Source organism: Actinoplanes sp. NPDC020271, from assembly GCF_044388125.1.
Taxonomy (GTDB): Bacteria; Actinomycetota; Actinomycetes; order Mycobacteriales; family Micromonosporaceae; genus Actinoplanes.
The window spans coordinates 167841-185530 of record NZ_JBIRWQ010000008.1; the positions used below are offsets into that span (position 1 = coordinate 167841).

Annotated in this window: 19 protein-coding genes; 13 read left to right on the top strand and 6 right to left on the bottom strand. The window is 71.0% G+C overall.

The features are described from left to right. Positions 1 to 72: 72 nt before the first annotated feature. Both ACH442_RS20040 and ACH442_RS20045 read left to right on the top strand, forming a co-directional pair. Positions 73 to 789, top strand: a complete 717-nt coding sequence (locus ACH442_RS20040; protein WP_396339552.1) for an HAD family hydrolase — start codon at positions 73 to 75, stop codon at positions 787 to 789. Positions 790 to 1013: 224 nt separating this feature from the next. Continuing rightward, positions 1014 to 1658 (top strand): dihydrofolate reductase family protein, encoded by a 645-nt coding sequence (locus ACH442_RS20045; RefSeq protein ID WP_396339553.1) that lies wholly within the window; start codon positions 1014 to 1016, stop codon positions 1656 to 1658. A 30-nt stretch (positions 1659 to 1688) separates the two neighbouring features. Here ACH442_RS20045 and ACH442_RS20050 read toward each other — a convergent pair whose 3' ends face one another. Together ACH442_RS20050 and ACH442_RS20055 are read right to left on the bottom strand one after the other, a co-directional pair. Beyond that, a complete protein-coding gene (locus ACH442_RS20050; protein ID WP_396339554.1) occupies positions 1689 to 2369 on the bottom strand; it encodes a TetR/AcrR family transcriptional regulator in 681 nt (226 codons plus the stop codon). Between the two features lie 213 nt (positions 2370 to 2582). Further along, positions 2583 to 2909 carry a TraR/DksA family transcriptional regulator gene (locus ACH442_RS20055; protein ID WP_396339555.1) on the bottom strand — a complete coding sequence of 109 codons (327 nt, stop codon included), beginning with the start codon at positions 2907 to 2909 and terminating at the stop codon, positions 2583 to 2585. Between the two features lie 37 nt (positions 2910 to 2946). On the opposite strand from ACH442_RS20055, the gene ACH442_RS20060 reads away from it, so the two are divergent. From ACH442_RS20060 to ACH442_RS20075, 4 genes are all read left to right on the top strand, one after another. After that, complete coding sequence (locus ACH442_RS20060) at positions 2947 to 3474, top strand: hypothetical protein (RefSeq protein ID WP_396339556.1); 528 nt, start codon at positions 2947 to 2949, stop codon at positions 3472 to 3474. Positions 3475 to 3744: 270 nt separating this feature from the next. Further along, on the top strand, positions 3745 to 6174 hold the full coding sequence (locus ACH442_RS20065; protein ID WP_396339557.1) for a carbohydrate binding domain-containing protein: 2430 nt from the start codon (positions 3745 to 3747) through the stop codon (positions 6172 to 6174). Between the two features lie 122 nt (positions 6175 to 6296). Next, entirely contained in the window at positions 6297 to 6755 is a 459-nt protein-coding gene (locus ACH442_RS20070; RefSeq protein WP_396339558.1) for a hypothetical protein, read from the top strand. Positions 6756 to 6804: 49 nt separating this feature from the next. Continuing rightward, positions 6805 to 8013, top strand: a complete 1209-nt coding sequence (locus ACH442_RS20075; RefSeq protein WP_396339559.1) for an acyltransferase family protein — start codon at positions 6805 to 6807, stop codon at positions 8011 to 8013. A gap of 340 nt (positions 8014 to 8353) precedes the next feature. On the opposite strand, the gene ACH442_RS20080 is transcribed toward ACH442_RS20075, so the two are convergent. Beyond that, positions 8354 to 9394, bottom strand: coding sequence for a VWA domain-containing protein (locus ACH442_RS20080; protein ID WP_396339560.1), 1041 nt, complete (start codon positions 9392 to 9394; stop codon positions 8354 to 8356). 202 nt (positions 9395 to 9596) lie between these two features. Here ACH442_RS20080 and ACH442_RS20085 point away from each other — a divergent pair, with 202 nt between their 5' ends. From ACH442_RS20085 to ACH442_RS20100, 4 genes are all read left to right on the top strand, one after another. Then, positions 9597 to 10244 carry an alpha/beta hydrolase gene (locus ACH442_RS20085; protein ID WP_396339561.1) on the top strand — a complete coding sequence of 216 codons (648 nt, stop codon included), beginning with the start codon at positions 9597 to 9599 and terminating at the stop codon, positions 10242 to 10244. An 87-nt stretch (positions 10245 to 10331) separates the two neighbouring features. Then, on the top strand, positions 10332 to 10553 hold the full coding sequence (locus tag ACH442_RS20090; RefSeq protein ID WP_396339562.1) for a hypothetical protein: 222 nt from the start codon (positions 10332 to 10334) through the stop codon (positions 10551 to 10553). Positions 10554 to 10572: 19 nt separating this feature from the next. Next, entirely contained in the window at positions 10573 to 11694 is a 1122-nt protein-coding gene (locus ACH442_RS20095; RefSeq protein WP_396339563.1) for an SPFH domain-containing protein, read from the top strand. 53 nt (positions 11695 to 11747) lie between these two features. Beyond that, positions 11748 to 12998, top strand: a complete 1251-nt coding sequence (locus ACH442_RS20100; protein WP_396339564.1) for a hypothetical protein — start codon at positions 11748 to 11750, stop codon at positions 12996 to 12998. Between the two features lie 113 nt (positions 12999 to 13111). On the opposite strand, the gene ACH442_RS20105 is transcribed toward ACH442_RS20100, so the two are convergent. Further along, positions 13112 to 14023: an aminoglycoside phosphotransferase family protein gene (locus ACH442_RS20105; protein ID WP_396339565.1), complete on the bottom strand. Its 912-nt coding sequence runs from the start codon at positions 14021 to 14023 to the stop codon at positions 13112 to 13114. 12 nt (positions 14024 to 14035) lie between these two features. Next, positions 14036 to 15250 carry an FAD-dependent monooxygenase gene (locus ACH442_RS20110; protein ID WP_396339566.1) on the bottom strand — a complete coding sequence of 405 codons (1215 nt, stop codon included), beginning with the start codon at positions 15248 to 15250 and terminating at the stop codon, positions 14036 to 14038. Positions 15251 to 15296: 46 nt separating this feature from the next. Here ACH442_RS20110 and ACH442_RS20115 point away from each other — a divergent pair, with 46 nt between their 5' ends. The 3 genes from ACH442_RS20115 (at position 15297) to ACH442_RS20125 (ending at position 16631) form a co-directional block, all read left to right on the top strand. Further along, the gene (locus ACH442_RS20115) at positions 15297 to 15920 is read left to right on the top strand and encodes a TetR/AcrR family transcriptional regulator (RefSeq protein ID WP_396339567.1); all 624 of its coding nucleotides are present in this window, start codon (positions 15297 to 15299) and stop codon (positions 15918 to 15920) included. Positions 15921 to 16045: 125 nt separating this feature from the next. Further along, positions 16046 to 16180, top strand: coding sequence for a hypothetical protein (locus ACH442_RS20120; protein WP_396339568.1), 135 nt, complete (start codon positions 16046 to 16048; stop codon positions 16178 to 16180). A 22-nt stretch (positions 16181 to 16202) separates the two neighbouring features. After that, entirely contained in the window at positions 16203 to 16631 is a 429-nt protein-coding gene (locus tag ACH442_RS20125; protein ID WP_396339569.1) for a hypothetical protein, read from the top strand. A gap of 18 nt (positions 16632 to 16649) precedes the next feature. On the opposite strand, the gene ACH442_RS20130 is transcribed toward ACH442_RS20125, so the two are convergent. Continuing rightward, on the bottom strand, positions 16650 to 17657 hold the full coding sequence (locus ACH442_RS20130) for a hypothetical protein (protein WP_396339570.1): 1008 nt from the start codon (positions 17655 to 17657) through the stop codon (positions 16650 to 16652). Positions 17658 to 17690: the final 33 nt, after the last annotated feature.

Below are 17690 nucleotides of genomic sequence, written 5' to 3' on the forward strand. Positions count from 1 at the left end.
AGGTCAGTGATAGTGGTAAACGTCGACACCCATTCCGTACGCGCAAAGACTTTGACGTTATCTTTGCATGCGATGCGAGCGGTTGTTTTCGACTTCTTCGGTACCCTGACCGACCCGGCCGCCGAGAGGGAGCGGCTCGGCACGTTCGCGGTCACCGCGGCGGCTCTCGGGGTGCCGGTCGACCGGTTCCGGACCGCGATGGTGGAAAGTTTCGGGCGGCGCACGGTCGGCGCCTACGGCGGGACGCGGGAAACGCTGCTGGCGATGGCCCGGTCCGGTGGCGTCGAGCCGGACGAGGCCCGGCTGACGGCTGCGGTCGAGGCTCATCGCGTGGGTGCCGAGCGGGTACGCCGGCCCCGCCCGGAGGCGTTGCGGATCATGGATGAACTGCGCGGGCACGGCTACGTCCTGGGGCTGATCAGCGACTGTTCCAGTGAACTGTGCGAGGCGTGGGCGAGCACGCCGTACGCCGGTCGGATTGCCGCCGCGGTCTTCTCCTGGCAGGAGGGATACCGCAAACCGGACCCGCGCCTGTATGCGACGGTGAGCGAGCGGCTCGGCGTTCCCGCGGCGGAATGCTGGTTCGTCGGGGACGGCGGGAGCCGGGAACACGACGGCGCTCGCCGGGCCGGTATGCGTCCGGTATTGGTCACCAACGCGGCGTACCCGGATGCCGGTGATCTTCGCTCCGACCCGGACACCTTCCGGCCCGATGACCGGATCGACGACCTCAGCGGTCTGCCCGCGCTGCTCGGGTGTCCCGGGAGCTTCGCTCAGCGGTCCGGATGATGGACGCCGAGAGGGCGTCGCGCCCGTTGAGGAGGCCGGGGATCGATCATGTGATCGGCTACGAGACCGGTTCTGACATGCTGACCCCCGCCGGCCTCGGTGCTCTCCTGGCGGGCGTCGAGTCGCCCTCCTGCGCGTGCCCGCCGGCCTGGCTCGGAACGAGGAGCCGCTGGCGCGCGAGTCGTCGGGCGGTGAGTCGCGGGGCGCGAGCCTAGAGTGAGGCAATGTCGAAAGTACGGGTGCACAACTTCGCGGTCTCGCTGGACGGTTTCGCCACGGGGGAGGGCCAGAGCCTGGAAACGCCGTTCGGGCACGCGGGCGGGCGGCTCATGCAGTGGTTCCTCGGAACCCGCACGTTCCGGTCGATGAACGGCAAGGACGGCGGGAGCGAGGGCGTCGACGATGCCTATGCCTCGGCGTGGGGGCCCAGGATCGGCGCCGAGATCATGGGGCGGAACAAGTTCGGGCCGCAGCGCGGGCCGTGGACGGACGAGGAGTGGAAAGGGTGGTGGGGTGACAATCCGCCGTTCCACACCCCGGTTTTCGTGCTGACCCATCATCCGCGGCCGACGCTGGAGATGGAGGGTGGGAACACCTTTCATTTCATCGACGCGAGCCCGAAAGAAGCGCTCGCGCAGGCGCGGGAGGCGGCCGGCGGGCTGGACGTGCGGATCGGCGGCGGCCCCACCACGGTCCGGCAGTTCCTCGAAGCGGATCTGATCGATCATCTGCACGTCGTGCTGGTGCCGATCGTTCTCGGCCGGGGCGTGCGTCTCTGGGACGGTCTGGAAAGTCTCGAAGACCGTTTCACGGTGGAGTCCGTGACGCCCCCGAGCGGCGTCACGCACCTGACCTTCACCCGGAAATAGTGCTTCGCATCGATCCGGTCACGTTCGGCGTCAGCGGCTCTCCTGGGCGCGCAGGCCGTCGAGCAGCAGGTCGAGCCCGGTGACGAACTGGTCCCGGTCGCTGTGGTGGCCGAGGTCGGCCGCGATCCGGGTGACGAACGGGAACCGCGCCGGGTCGAGCGCGGCCCACCGCCGGGCCTCCTCGCCGAGCATCGCGTCGCGGTCGACGCCGGGCTCGACGGTCGCCGCGCGGGCAGTGTCCTGCGCGGTGACGCTGGTGAGGTAGATGAAGATCGCGGTGGCCAGCGCGAAGTGCCGCTCGGCGGGCAGCCGCGTCTCGGTGAGCAGACCACCGATGCGTTCCAGGAGCAACATCGTGTTCGGCATCGTGGACGCCGCGATCACGTGCGGCGCCGCCCACGAGTGCCGGTCCAGGGTGTCGTAGACGTGCAGGGCGAGCGCGCGCATCCGGGTTTCGGCGTCGGCGCCCGGCTCAGGGCCGAGGCCGGCGAGGGCGCCGCCGATCACGTGATCGGCGGCGAGGAGGACCAGCTCGTCCTTGTTCGCCACGTGCCAGTAGACCGCGCCGGCGCCGGTCTGCAGCCGTTCGGTGAGCAGTTTGAACGTGAGCCCCCGCTCGCCGTGCTCGTCCAGGAGGTCGACGGCGGCGCGGACGACGACGTCCTTGGAGAGCGCCTCGGCCCGGCGACCCCGGCTACGTGTCTGCGACATGGCTACATCGTGACATGAACTGGAACGGCATTCCAGAGATGGCCGCGGCGGCGCTCGGCGGGACGCTGATCGGGGTGGGGGCCACCGGGCCGGATCCACACGTTCGAGAACGCGGTCACTACGGTGACGCCGGCCCTTTCCGCGATCCGCGCCGGACTCATCCGGCGGGCCGCGTGCCGCAGCGCCGCCGAGTAGTCCGGGGGCGTCACAGGTTCACGCGCAGGCCATGCAGAGGCGCGCCAACGGGCGCGCCGCCAGCCTCTCCGCTGCGATCGGCTCCCCGCAACCCTCGCAACGGCCGTAGGTTCCGGCGTCGAGGCGGCGCAGCGCGTCGCCGACCTCGGCGATCCGATCCCGGGCCGCGGCGAGCAACGCCGTGAGCTGGGCGCGCTCGAAACCGATCGTCGCGCCTTCCGGGTCGTGCTCGTCGTCCGCGTTGGAGTCCCGCGACGCCGTGAACAGTGCGTCCAGATCCCGGGCGAGCGTCGCCGCTTCGTCCTCGGCGCTCGCGCGCAACCGCACCAACTCGTCCCGGACCATTCACCCAGCTTAGGCATCGCCGGAGAACAATGGTCGGGTGAGCGATCGACTGGTACATCCGGCCGGGCCGGACGGGGACGACGCCGCGCTTCTGATCGCGGCGGCGGCGGCCGGGCACGGTCCACGGGTGCGCGCCCTGCTCGACGGCGAATGGTGGGGGTCCGTCCACGACGACGGCGAGCTGATGCGCTGGGCCGCGGACTACGGGGCATACCAGTTGATGCGCGACGGCCTCGTGGCGCACGCAGGGCATCCCGAACCGCTGGTCCGGCGGCAGGTCGCGGGCAGTCTCGCCGGCGTCGCCCCGGAGCGGGCCGCCGAACTGGCCGGGGACCCCGACGGCGGCGTCCGGGCGACCGCGCTGCGGGTGGACCCGGAACGGCCGGGCGCCGAACGCTACCGCGGTCACGGCTCGGGCGGCGACGCCTCGGCGCGGGATCCGGCGCCCGGCCACGTGATCGTCTCCGCGGCGGTCGTCCCCGGGTGCGTTGTAGGCACCCGAACGAGCGAACAGCTGCTCAGTGCTTCGTGCGGCAGAACGCACAGTTGTCGGCCCCGATCTTAGAGCGGGGGGCAGCAGCGTGGCGCGAGGCGAGGTGGAGGAGTGTCCCCTCGATCTGGTGCGTCTCCGCCACCTCGACGAGGCCGGTTGCCGCGCGAAGGGGTAACCCGCCAGCGGCACCGGACTGGATCCGAAGCGGGCCTACGTGCTGAAGCTGACCACCGCCAATGACCGGGGCACCTGCTCGGCCTGGACGGGGAAGGTTCTCCTCAACCCGGTCAAGTAGCTGCCGAAGGTCCTTGCCGGTCAACCACAGCCAATCGAAAGGCATGCATGCCCAACATCTCTCGGTCCGGTCCGAACCGTCGTGAACGGCGTCGCAACGCCAAGCTCGCCCGGCGCATGGTCGCCGCCGCGGTGCTTCCGATGGTCGCGGTGCCAACCTTCCCGAGCCAGGCGGCGTTCGCCGCCGGTTCGACCCCTCCGGTCTACTCGCTGGCCGCCACCGTCGCCCCCGCCCCGATGACCCTCGCGGACTGCAACGACCCCACCTGCATCGTCGCGCCGGCCCCGAGCGGCAACGACGACTACCCCACGCTCAACAACCTCATCCTGCTTGCGGCCGGCCGGACGGTCCCCGCCGTGCTGGACGCCGCCAACAACGTCGTGACGCCGGCGACGACCGCCACCGTGTTCCTCGGCGAGGGCACCTATCGCGTCGGCAAGGTCCTGAAACTGCCGGCGAACGTCAACCTGCGCGGCCGGGGCATCACCGCGACCACGGTCTCGATGATCACCGCGAACAATGTCAACTTCAACTACGCGTCCATCATCAGCTGGGACTTCAACCACCAGATCGCCGGAGCCACCAGTAACCTGGTCTCCGACCTGACCGTCAACGGCAACTGCCGGGAGGGCGCCGGTCAGCCGGTGCCGTCGGACATGCCGGGCCGCCCCGGCGAGTTCTGTGACTTCCGCGGAGCGGACGGCAAGGCCGCCTCGACGAACTCGGGCGGCGGTGTCTCGGCCGGCGACAACTGGACCGTCCGCCAGGTGCGGTTCACCAACCTCGAGTACTTCAAGGTCTGGGTCGGTAACGGCGTTACGAACGTGCGCATCGTCGACAACCGGTTCGACAACTGGGGCGGCGCCGAGTCGGGCGACGAGGACAACGTCGGCGGCGGCAGCCGGAACGACGGCGTGATCGTCGAGTACAACCAATTCGACAAGACGATCCGCGGCAATAGCTTCGACTTCACCAACGCCATCCGTACGACCGTGCGCAACAATGTGGTCCGCTCGGACGGCACGATCGCCACGGCGCGTAAGGACAAGTCGCTCTACGGCAACATGTACTTCGAGGGCATCCAGCAGGCCGCCGTCACCGACAACGTGCTGTGGGGCGCGCAGATCGCCCTCAAATCCAACAGCCTGTACGCGCACAGCGGCGAGAACAAGGACATCACCAACCCGCGTGACTCTATCGTCTCGGGCAACCGGATCAGCTACTCCGGCGAGACCGGCATCAGCGTCACCTACGACGACTACAAGGACGGCCCGAACGCGTCCAACCTCGGACAGCCCGGCTCCTGGACCGACAAGAGCACGCCCACGGACGCGTTCCATGTCGTGCGCCTGGGCGGTAACAACGTCGTCCGCGACAACGTGATCGAGTACACGGGCCGGTCCGGCATCATGGTCAACGGCTCGTATGCCAGCGCCAAGAACGCGGCCGACACCATCGCCGGCAACGTCGTCCACAACGCCGGCTGGGGCGGCTCCACCGTCTACGACAGCGGCGCGGGCTACTTCGACACCGCGGGCATCGGCCTGTCGATCGGTGTCGGCGACCAGGTCTACGGCAACACGATCGAGGACGACCCCGCCAAGAAGACCACGTGGTACGGGATCGACCTCGGCGCCCGCCGCGCGTCGACCAGCCCGACCGGCACCGTCCTGACGGGGCCGGCCGGCGAGGTCAACACCGTCAACAACGTCATCGGCACCGCGTACCACGACCAGACCAAGATCTCGGAGCCGGTCACCAACCTGGCGGCCGGCGGCAAGGTCCTCAACTGGGATGAGGCGTACCCGCTGGACGGGCGCCCGATCCGGGGTTACCGGATCTACCGGGACGGCAACGTCGTCGGTGACCTGCCGATCGGCAGCGTCTCCATCCCGAACAACATCATGACCGCCGACGAGTCCAACTTCGAGAACGCGTCCGCCGGCACGGCCGGCTGGGTCGCCGGCACCCGCACGACGCTCACCCGGGTCGCCGGCAACGGCTCGCGCGGCAACGCCTCGATGGCGCTGACCTCCAGCGGCACAGGTGAGGTCAGCTTCTCCGGCCGCAAGATCAACGTGACGCCCGGTCAGGTCTACACCTCGGTCCTGTCGGCCCGGGCGATGTCCACCGCGGCCGCCGGCAAGCAGGTCCGCGCCGGTGTGAGAATCACCTTCGCGAACGGCACGACCCAGAAGTGGGCGACCAGCAACAAGACCGCCATCGACTCCTACGCCAACTGGATCACCAGCTACTACACGTTCACCGTGCCGGCCGACGCGGTGTCGGTGGAACCCTGGTACCTGATCGAGGGCACGGTCGCCGGCGACGCCCACCTGGTCGACCGTCTCGGCCTGGTCGCGGGCACCCGCACCGAGCAGTTCACCGAGGCCAACGGGCCGGCCAACGCGGTCTACCACGTCGTCTCGTACACCGCGGACGACAACTCCATGCCGCAGTCGGTGGTCGTCCCCTGACCAGCCGCCTGGCGCTATGACCCCACCCCCCGGGAGCCTGTCTCCCGGGGGGTTTTTCTCAGGGTGGCCGCCGCCCCGCCGATGGAGGGAACAGCCGGCATCGCGGAGGAGGGGAAGATTCGATGTCACTTGACGTGCTCGAGGCTCCGCCCGCTACTCCGGCACTGACGGCTCCGCCGGTCATGGCGGCCCCTGCCGTGCTGCCGGCCGCGCCGGCCCGGCCCGCCGAGGCCGGTCCGCCGGAGCAACCGCACCGGCACACCCTGCGCCGGCACACCCTGCGCCGGCACACCCTGCGCCGGCACACCCTGCGCCGGCACCGCCGCCCCCGCAGCACCCCGTCCCGGATCGCGGACCGTCTCTGGCGGCCGTTGCTCGGGCTGGCCGCCGTGATCTTCGCGGCCTGCGGGCCGGCGCACGCGCTCGGTAACACCGATCTGGTGTTCAACGCCGTGCTGGTCGGGCTCGCGCTGAGCGCGTTCGCCGTGCCGCTCGGCATGATCGGCCTGCGGGCCGGCGACGACGAAACCGAGGACGACGAGAGTCCTCGTTGGGGACGTCCTGCGAGTCGCATCCGATGAGCCGACCGATCCGGCCGCCGGCCGTGAGTCCCTACCCGGAGGAAACCTGATGACCCACGCCGTCACGGCCCCCGACCCGGTCCGTGCCCCGGCGCGGCCCGGGCCGAACCGGGCGCTCAACGCGCTCCGCGCCGTCGCGGCGGTTCTCGTGGTCGTCTACCACCTGCGCCAGCTGCTGTTCGTCGACGCGGCCGACGCGGGTGACGGCCTGTCCACCCGGCTGCTGTACGCCGTCACGAACATGGGTCCCGCGGCTGTCGTGGTCTTCTTCGTGCTCAGCGGTTACTGGGTGGGCGGCAGCGTCTTCTCCGGGTTCCGGCGCGACCGCTTCCGGTGGGCGTCCTACGCGACCGCCCGGCTCAGCCGACTGTGGATCGTGCTGATCCCGGCCGTCGCCCTCACCACGATCCTGGACCGGGTGGGCCTCGCCCTGCTCTCCGGGACCTCGATCTACCTCGGCGACCCGGCCTATCACCACACGGTTCCCGCCGATGGACTCGCCGGACGGCTGACCGCCGGCACCGCGCTGGGCAACGTGTTCTTCCTCCAGACGATGGCGGTGCCCACCTACGGCACCAACGCCTCGCTGTGGTCGTTGGCCTATGAGGCGGTCTTCTACGCCGTGCTGCCGCTCGCGTTGTATGCCTGGCGTGGCCGCGGCGGCATCGGCAAACGGGCGCTCAGCCTGGTGCTGCTGCTCGGACTCTGTGCCCTCGCCGGGCCGGCCGTCCTCAAGTATCTCCCGGTGTGGTTGATGGGAGCGGTCGCCGCCCTCTACCGCGAGCCGGTCCGGACCTGGTTGCAGGCCCGCTCGGCACGGTGGCTGGGCTGGTCGCGGGCCGGCGCGTCGGCCGGGCTGACGGCCGGTCTGTGGCTGGCGCAGGCCAGCTACAGCAGCGTGAACGTGTTGCTGCTGGCCGCCGCGACGACCGTGCTGCTGGTGCTGCTCGTCGAGGACGTCGGCTGGACCGGAGTGCCCGGCCGGGTGCTCGGCGGCCTGTCCGATTACGCGGACTCGTCCTACTCCCTCTATGCCATCCATCTTCCGGTCGCCGCGATGACGGCTGCGCTGCTCACCCCCCACGTGGCCGCCCGTTGGGCGCCCACTGCGACACACTGGCTGGCCTTGGCCGGGATCTGCGCGGTGCTGACCGCGATCGGCTGGGCCTTCGCACACGCCACCGAACGGCACACCGATCGGGTGCGCCGCATCGCGGACACGCTCATCGCGTCGGTCGCGTCGCGGACCCGTACCTGAAACGGGTCCGCATCCGCTCTGTCCCCCTGCATGGGAGTAAGAAGAGCCCCGCAAGATCGCCGTCGGGGCGGCCCTGCTGTCCGTCGTCACCGCGCCACTCCTGGTTCCGCTACCAAGGCCAGACGAGGCGACTCTGGCGTCGACAGCCGCCGCACCCGGCTATTCGACGACGATGCGGGCCGGCAGAACAGAGTCAAGCCCGTTCACTGCACGATTCAGTGGCCGAGCCCGGGCCAGGTCCGTCCATGGAGCCGTGAAGTGCCCAGCTCACGGGCGCGGGCTACGTCACGATTCGTCGGCTGCCTGCATTCGCCGTCGCGCACGACCGGGGCCGGCTGATTCAGGGCCGGCCTCGCTGCCGGTTCCACCACAGGGACAGGAAGATCGCGGTGATGACCAGGACCGAACCGGCGAGCAACCACCAGACGGTCGTCTCGGTCGACTCGCGGTGCAGGCCGATCTCGCGCCGCAACCCGGAGAGCGCGTCGTCGAGCTGGCCGGCGTCCTGCGCCCGGAAGTAGCGTCCGCCGGTCGTCTCCGCCACCTGGGTCAGCGACTTCTCGTCGATCTCCAGCGACTGCCCGTACCCGCTGCCCGGGTCCGGTCCGGCGCCGAACGAGCCGGTGGTGATCTGACCGGGATCGCAGACCATCGGCCCGGGGTGGGCCGTGCCGAATCCGATCGTGAACACGCGGAGGTGCCGGGCCGCGGCTTGACCGGCAGCGATCAGCGGGTCGACCCCGGTGGTGTTCGAGCCGTCGGTCAGCACGACGATCGTGTCCGGCTCGTAGCCGCCGGTCGGCGCGGCGGCGAGTTCCACCCCGCGCTGGGCCACACCCGGGTTGTACTCGGCGATCGCGTCGATCGAGGTCAGGATCGCCTCGCCGATCGCCGTGCCCAGCGCGGTCCGGAACTTGCCGACCGCATCCAGCAACTGATCACGATCGGTCGTCGGCGGGACGGCGAGCCCGGCTGTCCCGGAGAACGCGATCAACCCGATCCGGATGCCGCTGTCGGCCCGCCGGATGAAGTCGCGCGCCGACTCGATCGCCGCGGCCAGCCGGTTCGGTGCCACGTCGGTCGAGCACATCGACCCGGACACGTCGATGGCCAGCAGAATCGAAGTGTCGGCGCGTGGCACCGCGATCGTCGCCTGCGGCCGGGCCGCGCTGACCGCGATCGTCAGCAGGCCGGTGAGGAACAGCGCCACCGGGACGCGGCGCCGCCAGGAGCTGTGCCGGGGCAGGGCGGCGCGGATCAGGGCGATGCTGGAAACGGTCACCGCGGAGCGCCGGCGGCGACGGTCGAACCACCATCGGGCGGCGGGCAGCAGCGGGACGGTTACGAGGGCGAGCAGGGCCCAGGGCCAGCTGAGCGACACCGGAGCTCCTTCCGTGCCGACGGAGCGGAGTCGTTATCTTCCCGTTACAGAATGCACGCAACCGTGCTCGATCAGTAGTCGCCGACTCCGGCAAAAAGGGCACCATGGGCGCAGGACGTTCAAAGGCCAACCGATTTCCCCGTACGATCGGATCCCCGCCCCACCCCGCCGACCCGTCCCCTGACACCGATCGCCGAGGACCATGTTCGTCCTGCTGCACAGTCTCCTGCTGGGCCCGCGGACCTGGGCGCCGGTCGCGGCCCGCCTCCCCGGTGCGGTCGTGCCGTCCCTGCTCGGGCTGGACCCGCCACTGTGGCCGGCCGTCGTCGACCGGGTCGGCGCCGCCCTCGACCGCCTCCCGCCCGCCGAGCCGGTCCACCTGGTCGCCCACAGCAATGCCGGCCTGCTCGTCCCGCCGATCGTCGCCGCCTCGCCGCGCCCGATCGCCGGCTGCGTCTTCGTCGAGACACGTCTGCCGTCCCTGACCGGCCCGTCACCGACCCGGCAGAGCGCCCTGCCGGTCGAGCCGGTCGACGGCCGGCTGCCACCCTGGACGACCTGGTGGACGGACTCCGGCCCGCTGTTCCCGGACCCGGAGACGCGCGCCGCCGTCGAAGCCGAACAACCCCGCCTCCCGGTGACCTACTACGACCAGCAGATCCCGGTGCCGCCCGGCTGGGACCACCGCCCCTGCGCCTACCTCTGGTTCAGCGAGGCCTACGGCCGTGCGGCTGCCCAGGCCCAGGCCCGTGGCTGGCCCGTCACCCACGTACCCGGCCTTCACCTGCACCAACTGGTCGACCCCGACGCTGTGGCCGCCGCGATCCGCACGCTGGCCAGGACAGGGTGAGCGGCCCCGGGAGGATCCACGGGCCGGATCTTCGGTCGCGCCCGTCCGGGTCTGCAGCGGCTGGTGTTGCGGGAGCACAATGCTGTCGTGACGAGTGAGACGCTGGTCGGCCGGACCGGGACGGTGATCATCCCGATCCGCGGCGGCGAGCGGGCGGGGGAGGTGCGGCTGCTGGTCGGTGGCATCGCGCACTACTACCTCGCCTATGCTCCCGCGCCGGTCCCGGCCGGAACAGAGGTGCTCGTCATCAACAACCGTGGATCGCGCCAGATCGACGTCGAGCCATGGCCCATCGAAGAAGGGCTGTAGGAACATGTTCGGTTATCGGGTGCCCGCCCCCAACGAGGCCTTGCTGATCAGTGGTCGCAAGCAGCGGGGTGCGGACGCGTTGCCGTTCAAGATCGTCACCGGGCACGGCGTGTTCGTCATGCCCGTGATCTCCAAGGCGACCAGGCTGACCCTGGCCATGCAGGAGGCCGAGGTCTACGAGGACTGCTACACCAAGCAGGGCCTGACGCTCTCGGTCCAGGCCGTGATCGCGTTCAAGGTCGGCGACGACCACGAGTCGATCGCCGCGGCCGCCCGGCGTTTCCAGGGCGACCAGGGGCAGATGCCGACCCTGGTCGGGCGGATCTTCTCCGGCCATCTGCGCAGCATCATCGGCAGCATGACGGTCGAGTCGATCATCCGGGAGCAGCAGACCCTGGCCGACGCGATCGTCGACGCCAGCAAGACCGAGATGGCCCGGATCGGTCTGGCCGTCGACTCGCTGCAGATCAGCAGCATCGACGACAAGGGCGTCGGCTACATCAAGGCCCTGGCCGCCCCGCACCAGGCCCGGGTCAACCAGGAGGCGAACGTCGCGCAGGCCGCCGCCGATCGGGAGAGCGCGATGGCCCAGCAGGAAAGCGTGCGCCACCAGGCGGAGTACGCACGGCAGACCGCGATCGCCCGCGCGCAGTACCAGGCCGAGATCGATCAGGCGCAGCAGACCGCCGCCCAGTCCGGCCCGCTCGCCGCGGCCCGTGCCGCGCAGGAGGTCATCGCCGAGCAGGCCCTCGTCGCGCAGCGCAACGCCGAACTGCGCCAGGCTCAGCTGATCGCCGAGGTGATCCGCCCGGCCGAGGCCGAGGCCGAGCGGATCCGCGCCTTGGCCCGGGCCGAGGCCGACGCCACGAAACTCTCCGCCGAGGCGGCCGCCGCACAGGACCGGATCGCCCTCGACCAGGCCATCATCGACAAGCTGCCGGAGATGCTGCGGGCCGCTGCCGAAGGCCTGCAGGGTGCGAACGTGACCGTTCTCGACGGCGCCGAGGGTCTGAACAGCGTGGTCGCGTCCCTCGCCGCGCAGGGCATGACGATGCTCGACACGATCCGCAACGGCATGCGCCCCGAGCCGGCCAAGCCGGGCACCGCGGTCGCTCCGATCACCCCGAAATCGGTCGCCTAGAAGATCGGCTATCTTCCCCCGTGGCTGCGGCCACGGGGGAAGGGACCAGAACATTGACGGGTACGGCGTTGGCCCTGCACGCCACGGTGGCGGCATCGGTCCTGGCCGGAGTGCCGGTGACGTGGCGTGCGGTGCGTTCACCGGCTCCGCCCGAGCCGGGCGGTCGTGTGATCGGGCCGGGCTGGTGGCTGGCCGGCGTGGTCGGGTTGCTCTTCGTCAACCAGGTGCTCTTCACCGTGTACGCGGTGCGGGTGCACGGCGGTGACATGTCCTACCTCGGTGGGTATGTGCCGGACGGCTGGTTCCGGCTCGCCGACCTGGGGTGGCTCACCGACCACTGGCCGGCCCCGGAACTGCTGGCGCTCAGCGTGTTCCGGTTGCCGTCGCTGCTGCTGGAACTGCCGCTCGGCATCTTCGCCTATCTGACCGTCCTGAACTGGCTCGATCCGCGCCTCTACCGGCGGCTGAGCACGACGACGGTGCTCGCGTCGGCCAGCGCCTCGTACACGATCACTTTCGGGCTGATCGAATGGGCGATGGGGACGACGTACACCAATCAGGATCTTGTCCTGCGGGCTGTCGGTGGTGTGCTGACCGTGCTCGTCGCGCGCCACGCCACTCGTCGGCCCTCGGCGCCGTCCGGGGTGGGTGCCCCGCGCACCGCCCCTGAACTACTGGCGTTCGCCGCCTCGACCGCCGCGCTCGGGTACTTGATTCTCGCCCTCTACGACAGCGTCCTCCTCTACAGCCTGGGCAAAGTCGGTCAGCACCTGCCCGGTGCCACAGTCGCCGCCCTCGTCCTGGTGTCGTCCCGAATCGCCGCAACCCGGCTCCGGACCGCCGCAACCCGGCCGGGCGCCGCGGAGCCGTCGCGCGCCCGCGCCCGGTCCACCGTGGATCCGCTGCGCGCCGACCGGGACCGGCCCGGGATCGGCCTGGACACGCTGACCAGCGGACTGTCCTGGTGGCTGGCGTTGTTCCTGGTGCCGGCGCTGGCCATCCGCTACGAACTCGGCTTCGGCTCACGCCTCCTCGCGGCCGCCGCCGGGCTCCTGGTGATCAGCGCGGCCACGCTTGCGGCGCTTTCCCAGGTGTACGCCCGCTTGCCGCTCACCAACCGCCCCCTCGCGACCCGCCGCTGGCTGCTGGGCCTCGCGCTCGCGGCGGTCGCGGGCGCGCTCGCCGCCGCAGCCGGTTTCGCCGTCCCCGCCACCCACCAGGAAACGCAACTGCTCCGGGCCGCCGCCCTCTTCGTCCTCACGGCCACCGCCGTAACCACCGCCTGGGACCGCCGATATTTTTGATCGCCACGCGGGCTCGGCGCGTTGTTCCCGGCTGGTTCTCCTCATTGTTGTCCGAGAGCGGGAATACCGCGGTGAAAACCAGCCGGGGACAGGGGGCGCGGCTGGGGGACGGGTCAGGGCCCGGTCGCGTAGTCGGCGAGGAGGTCGTCGACGAGGACGCGGGCGTTGTGGACGGCGGCGGGGTTGCGGGCGCGGTAGTACGGCAGGGCGATCATCGTCAGGGACAGTGCCCAGCCACGGGCCCGGGACCAGGCGTGCTCGTCGACCCTCAACGCGTCCCGGAACGCTCGGCGGGACTCGCCGGAGAACAGGTGCCAGGCGGCGAGGAGGTCACCGGCGGGGTCGGCGGCCCAGGCGGTGGCGAAGTCGATCACCGCGGTGAGGCGGCCGCCCGAGACCAGGACGTTGCCGGGCATGAGGTCGCCGTGGATCCAGCGGGGTGGGCCGGTCCACGGCCCGGTCGCGAGCGACGCCTCCCACGCCTCGAGGGCGAGGGCGGTGTCGAAGTCGTCACGCAGTTCGTCGAGCGCGGCGCGGAACAGCTCGTCGCGCGGGGCCAGGGGAGTGCCGCGGCTGAACGGGTCGTCCGGTGGGGTCGGTGCGCCCGTCGTGTCGACCGACTGGAGCCGGTGGATGAAGCCGGCGAGGTCATGCGCGGCGGCGATCGGGTCGTCCAGGAGTTCGGGGCGGAACGACGTGCCGTCCAGCCAGCGGTAGACGCCCCACGTGAACGGGAACTCGTCGCTCGGCGCGCCGGCCGCCAGGGCTTCCGGGATCGACAGGGGGAGCGCCGGGGCGAGGCGGGGCAGCCACGCCATGTCCTTCTCGACCTGACCCTGCATGCGGGGCGTGCGCGGAAGGCGTACCGACAGATCGTCCCCGACCCGGAACGTCACGTTGTCGGTGCCGGACTCCGGGAGCACCCGGACCGGGCGGCCGGCCCAGCGCGGGAACTGGGCGGCCAGCAGACGCGTGACCAGGGCCGCGTCGATGTCCAGTTCGTCGTCGTGCAGCTTGGGGACCACGGCGGCAGACTGCTACGGCAGGGGGAGGGCGTCCAGCGATTTTCTGACGGGCGGAAGGGTCAGGCCGGTCGCGGCCCGGCGGCCCGCTCGGCCGAGCAGCCCGGTGGGGGCGAGCAGCGGGGCGAGCTTGAGGAGCAGGTGGTTGCGGAACCACAGGGCGCGGCTCGTGGCCGGGGCCAGGGTGCTGCCCCCGGTGTCGGCGAGCGCCTGGTTCAGCCGTACGAAATCGCGGGTTTTCTGCTCGTGAGCGGCGAACGCCGCCGTGGGGTCGGTCGCGGTCGCCAACTCGTCGGCCAGCATGTATGCCCCGACGAGGGCGATGCTGGTGCCCTGTCCGGAGAAGAACGAGGGGGCGTGCGCGGCGTCGCCGGTCAGGACGACCCGGCCGCGGGACCACGACGGCATGTGGATCTGGCTGGTGACGTCGAAGAACACGTCGTCGGCGGCGCGCATGCCGTCGAGCAGTTCCGGGATGAGCCAGCCGTCGCCGGCGAAGACCGAGGCCATCAGCGCGCGCTGCGCGTCGGCGTCGCCGAGCTCGGTGAGCGGTGGTTGCGGGCGGCTGGTCATCAGGAAGCCGTGCAGCGTGTCGGTGCAGCCGGGTGCGTAGATCGCGGCCATCCGCCCCGGCGCTGACCAGGTCAGCCCCTCGTGGGCGAGGCCGAGGTCGTTGGGGACGGTGAAGCCGGCGAAGCAGTAGCCGAGGTAGCGGTTGAACTGCTCCTCCGGCCCGAAGACCAGCCGGCGGGTGTTCGAGTGCAGCCCGTCGGCGCCGATGACGACGTCGAACTCGCCGGTCGCGCCGGAGACGAACCGCACCGCGACGCCGTCGCCGTGGTCGTCGAGCGTGGCGATCGAGTCGTTGAAGATCCACTCGACGTCGTCGCGCACCGCGTCGAACAGGATGGTGGTCAGCCGGCCGCGCGGCAGCTCCAGGTCGCGGCCCTCGGTGCCGCCGGTGAGCTGCTCGGCCCGGATCTGACCGGCGATCTTGCCGGCCGGGGTGAGGAACGTGAGCCGGCGCGTGTCGATGTGCGCCGCCCGGACCCGGGGCAGGACACCCATCCGGTCGAGGACGTCGAGGGCGACGCCGCGGACGTCGATCGGGTAGCCGCCGGCGCGGACGGTACGGGCTTTCTCGACCACGGTCACGTGCCATCCGTGGCGGTGCAACCAGTAGGCCAGCGTGGGGCCGGCGATGCCGGCGCCGGAGATGAGTGCCTTCATGGCGGCGACACTACACCGTGCAGTGTAGTAGCGGTATGCTTCCGCTGTGCCGAGTACGAAGACGCTGCGCGAAGGATCGGCGGCCAAGCGCGCCGCGATCCTCTCCGCCGCCCGCGACCTGTTCCTCAGCGACGGCTTCGACCGGACCAGTGTGGACGCGGTTTCCGCCCGGGCCGGGGTGTCCAAGCGGACCGTCTACGACTACTTCGGCGACAAGAACACGCTGCTCCAGGCGGTGGTCGACGACATCTCCGACTCGCTGGTCGGCACCGTGCAGCGCACGCTCGACGCGACCCTCGCCCGGGTGACCGATCCGGATCAGCTGCAGGGTGCGTTCGTCGACTTCTCGCTGCGGATCGTCACCGACATGCTCGGCTCCGCCGAATACCTGACGCTGATCAAGCTCCTCGGCGGGGAGGGGCACCTCAGCGAGGCGCCGTTCAAGGACGCGCCCGAGGATGCGGTGGCCGCGCGGCTCGCGGTGCTGGCCGAGGCCGGGCTGCTCGTCGCGCCGGATCCGCGGCTGGCGGCGGACCATCTGATCGCGCTGACGTTCGCGGTGGTGCTCAACCGCCACGGGTCGACGGTCGTCCCGGCCGCCGACGAGCGGGTGCGGCACCTGGTGACCGAGGGGGTCAGGGCGTTCCTGCGCGCCTACGCGTCCACGTAGGTTCGTGCGATCGTGCAACGCACGTTCGAGGTCGCCGCGCCCGGCAGTCACCTCGTGCTCCGGGATGGCACGAACACGACACCGTCGGGCGTCGAGCGGCGAAGCGGCTCGCGGAGAGCGGTGGCGTGCCGTACATTATGCGCACTCCGGACGAAATCGGCGGACTGCGCCTGATCGAACCCGGACTCGGGCCGACCACGCGGTGCCGTGCACAGGGCGAGTTCATCGACGCGTACGGGGCGGTCGCCCGCAACGGCTAAAGGGGCAATATGCTCCACGCCCGTGAGCGACCTTCTCAAGGAGCACGTCAAGAACGTGCTCGAGGCCAACTACGCCGGCGTCACCCAGACCCGGCGCCGCATCGAGGAACTCGAAGCCCAGGGCCACCGGATCATCACCGGCGGTCAGATCGGCCAGGACGGCTGGGACATCATCGACTGGCGCACCAACGAGATCCTGGCGGCCGGCGACGGTGGCCTCGACGCCTACGAGGCGGCCGCCGGCGATCTCGACCCGGACGACAAGTTCATCCACCACGACCGGATCCTCGAGGACGAGGACCTGGAATACGTGTCGACGCCCGGAATCCCGGACGGGCTCGCCAACGCGGTGGAGGACTGGGTGCTGTCCGACGACGCCGACCCGGAGGAGCTCGCCGAGTTCATCGGCTGGCCCGTCGAGAAGGTCGAGGAGTATCAGGCCGAGGAGTAGCCGCCGGCCGCGGGGCCTTCATGCAGCGATGGAGGCCCCGCCGAGACAAGGGCCGACCCGACGATCAAGATCTTGCGCGTACGCCGGGAGCCGCGGCCCGGCCTCACGCAGACGTTGCCGGATGGCGGCGACAGCGGCGCGCGCCCGTCCGGAGGTCACGCCGGGCAGCGCGTCCAGCGCGAGATGCCACGTGGCGACCGCCTCGGCGGGGCGGCCCCGGGAGTGCTGCACGTCGGCCAGGTTGGCGCAGGTCAGCGCATGGATCCGCGGATAGGCCCGGCCGTCGCGGGTGGCGATCGACGTGCGGAACCGCTCCTCCGCACCGGCGAGGTCCCCGAGATCCCGCAGAGCCTGACCGGCCTGACTCGCCAGGGACGTGCCGGTGAACCCACTGGTCCGGATCCACCCCGGCTCCTCGGCAAGCCGTGATCGGCCGAGCAGCGCCTCCGCCGCACGGATGGCGGCCAGGGCCCGTACGCGATCGCCGGTCGCCGCGTGGCCCCGGGCGGTCAGGATCGTGAACAGCGCGGTCGCAGCCGGTGTCGCGTGACCGTGGGCGTGGCTGCGCGCTGCGGATGCGAGGTCGAGGGCGGCTTGCCCGTGCCCGCGATCGACTGCCTGATGCGCCATCGCCCGCAGGACGAAGCCGGTCAGCGCCCGGTCGCCGGCGTCCTCGGCGAGCCGCAGCGCGTGCAGGTAGTGCCGCCGGGCCGGCTCGTGTGCCCCGGAGTCGAAGGCCTTCCACCCCGCGAGGTAGGTGAGTTCGGCGGCCGCGGCCGTCATCGCCCGCCGATCGGTGTCACGTGCGAAGCCACCGCGCAGCCGAGCGGCGACCTCCGTGTCCAGGTATCGCTCGAGCGCGGGCCGGGCGTGCCCGCCGCCGAAGCGTTCGTCGGCCCGGCTGAACGCCTCGACGACCTCGCGCACGGCGGCGACCTGCGCACTTCCGGTTTGCCGCCGGTCGAGGGGCACGGCCAGGATCGTCAGCGAGGAGAGGGCCGTGACCGCGAAGTCCCGTCGCTTCATGTGATCTCCCGATGGTGCATCGAACTCCTTCCC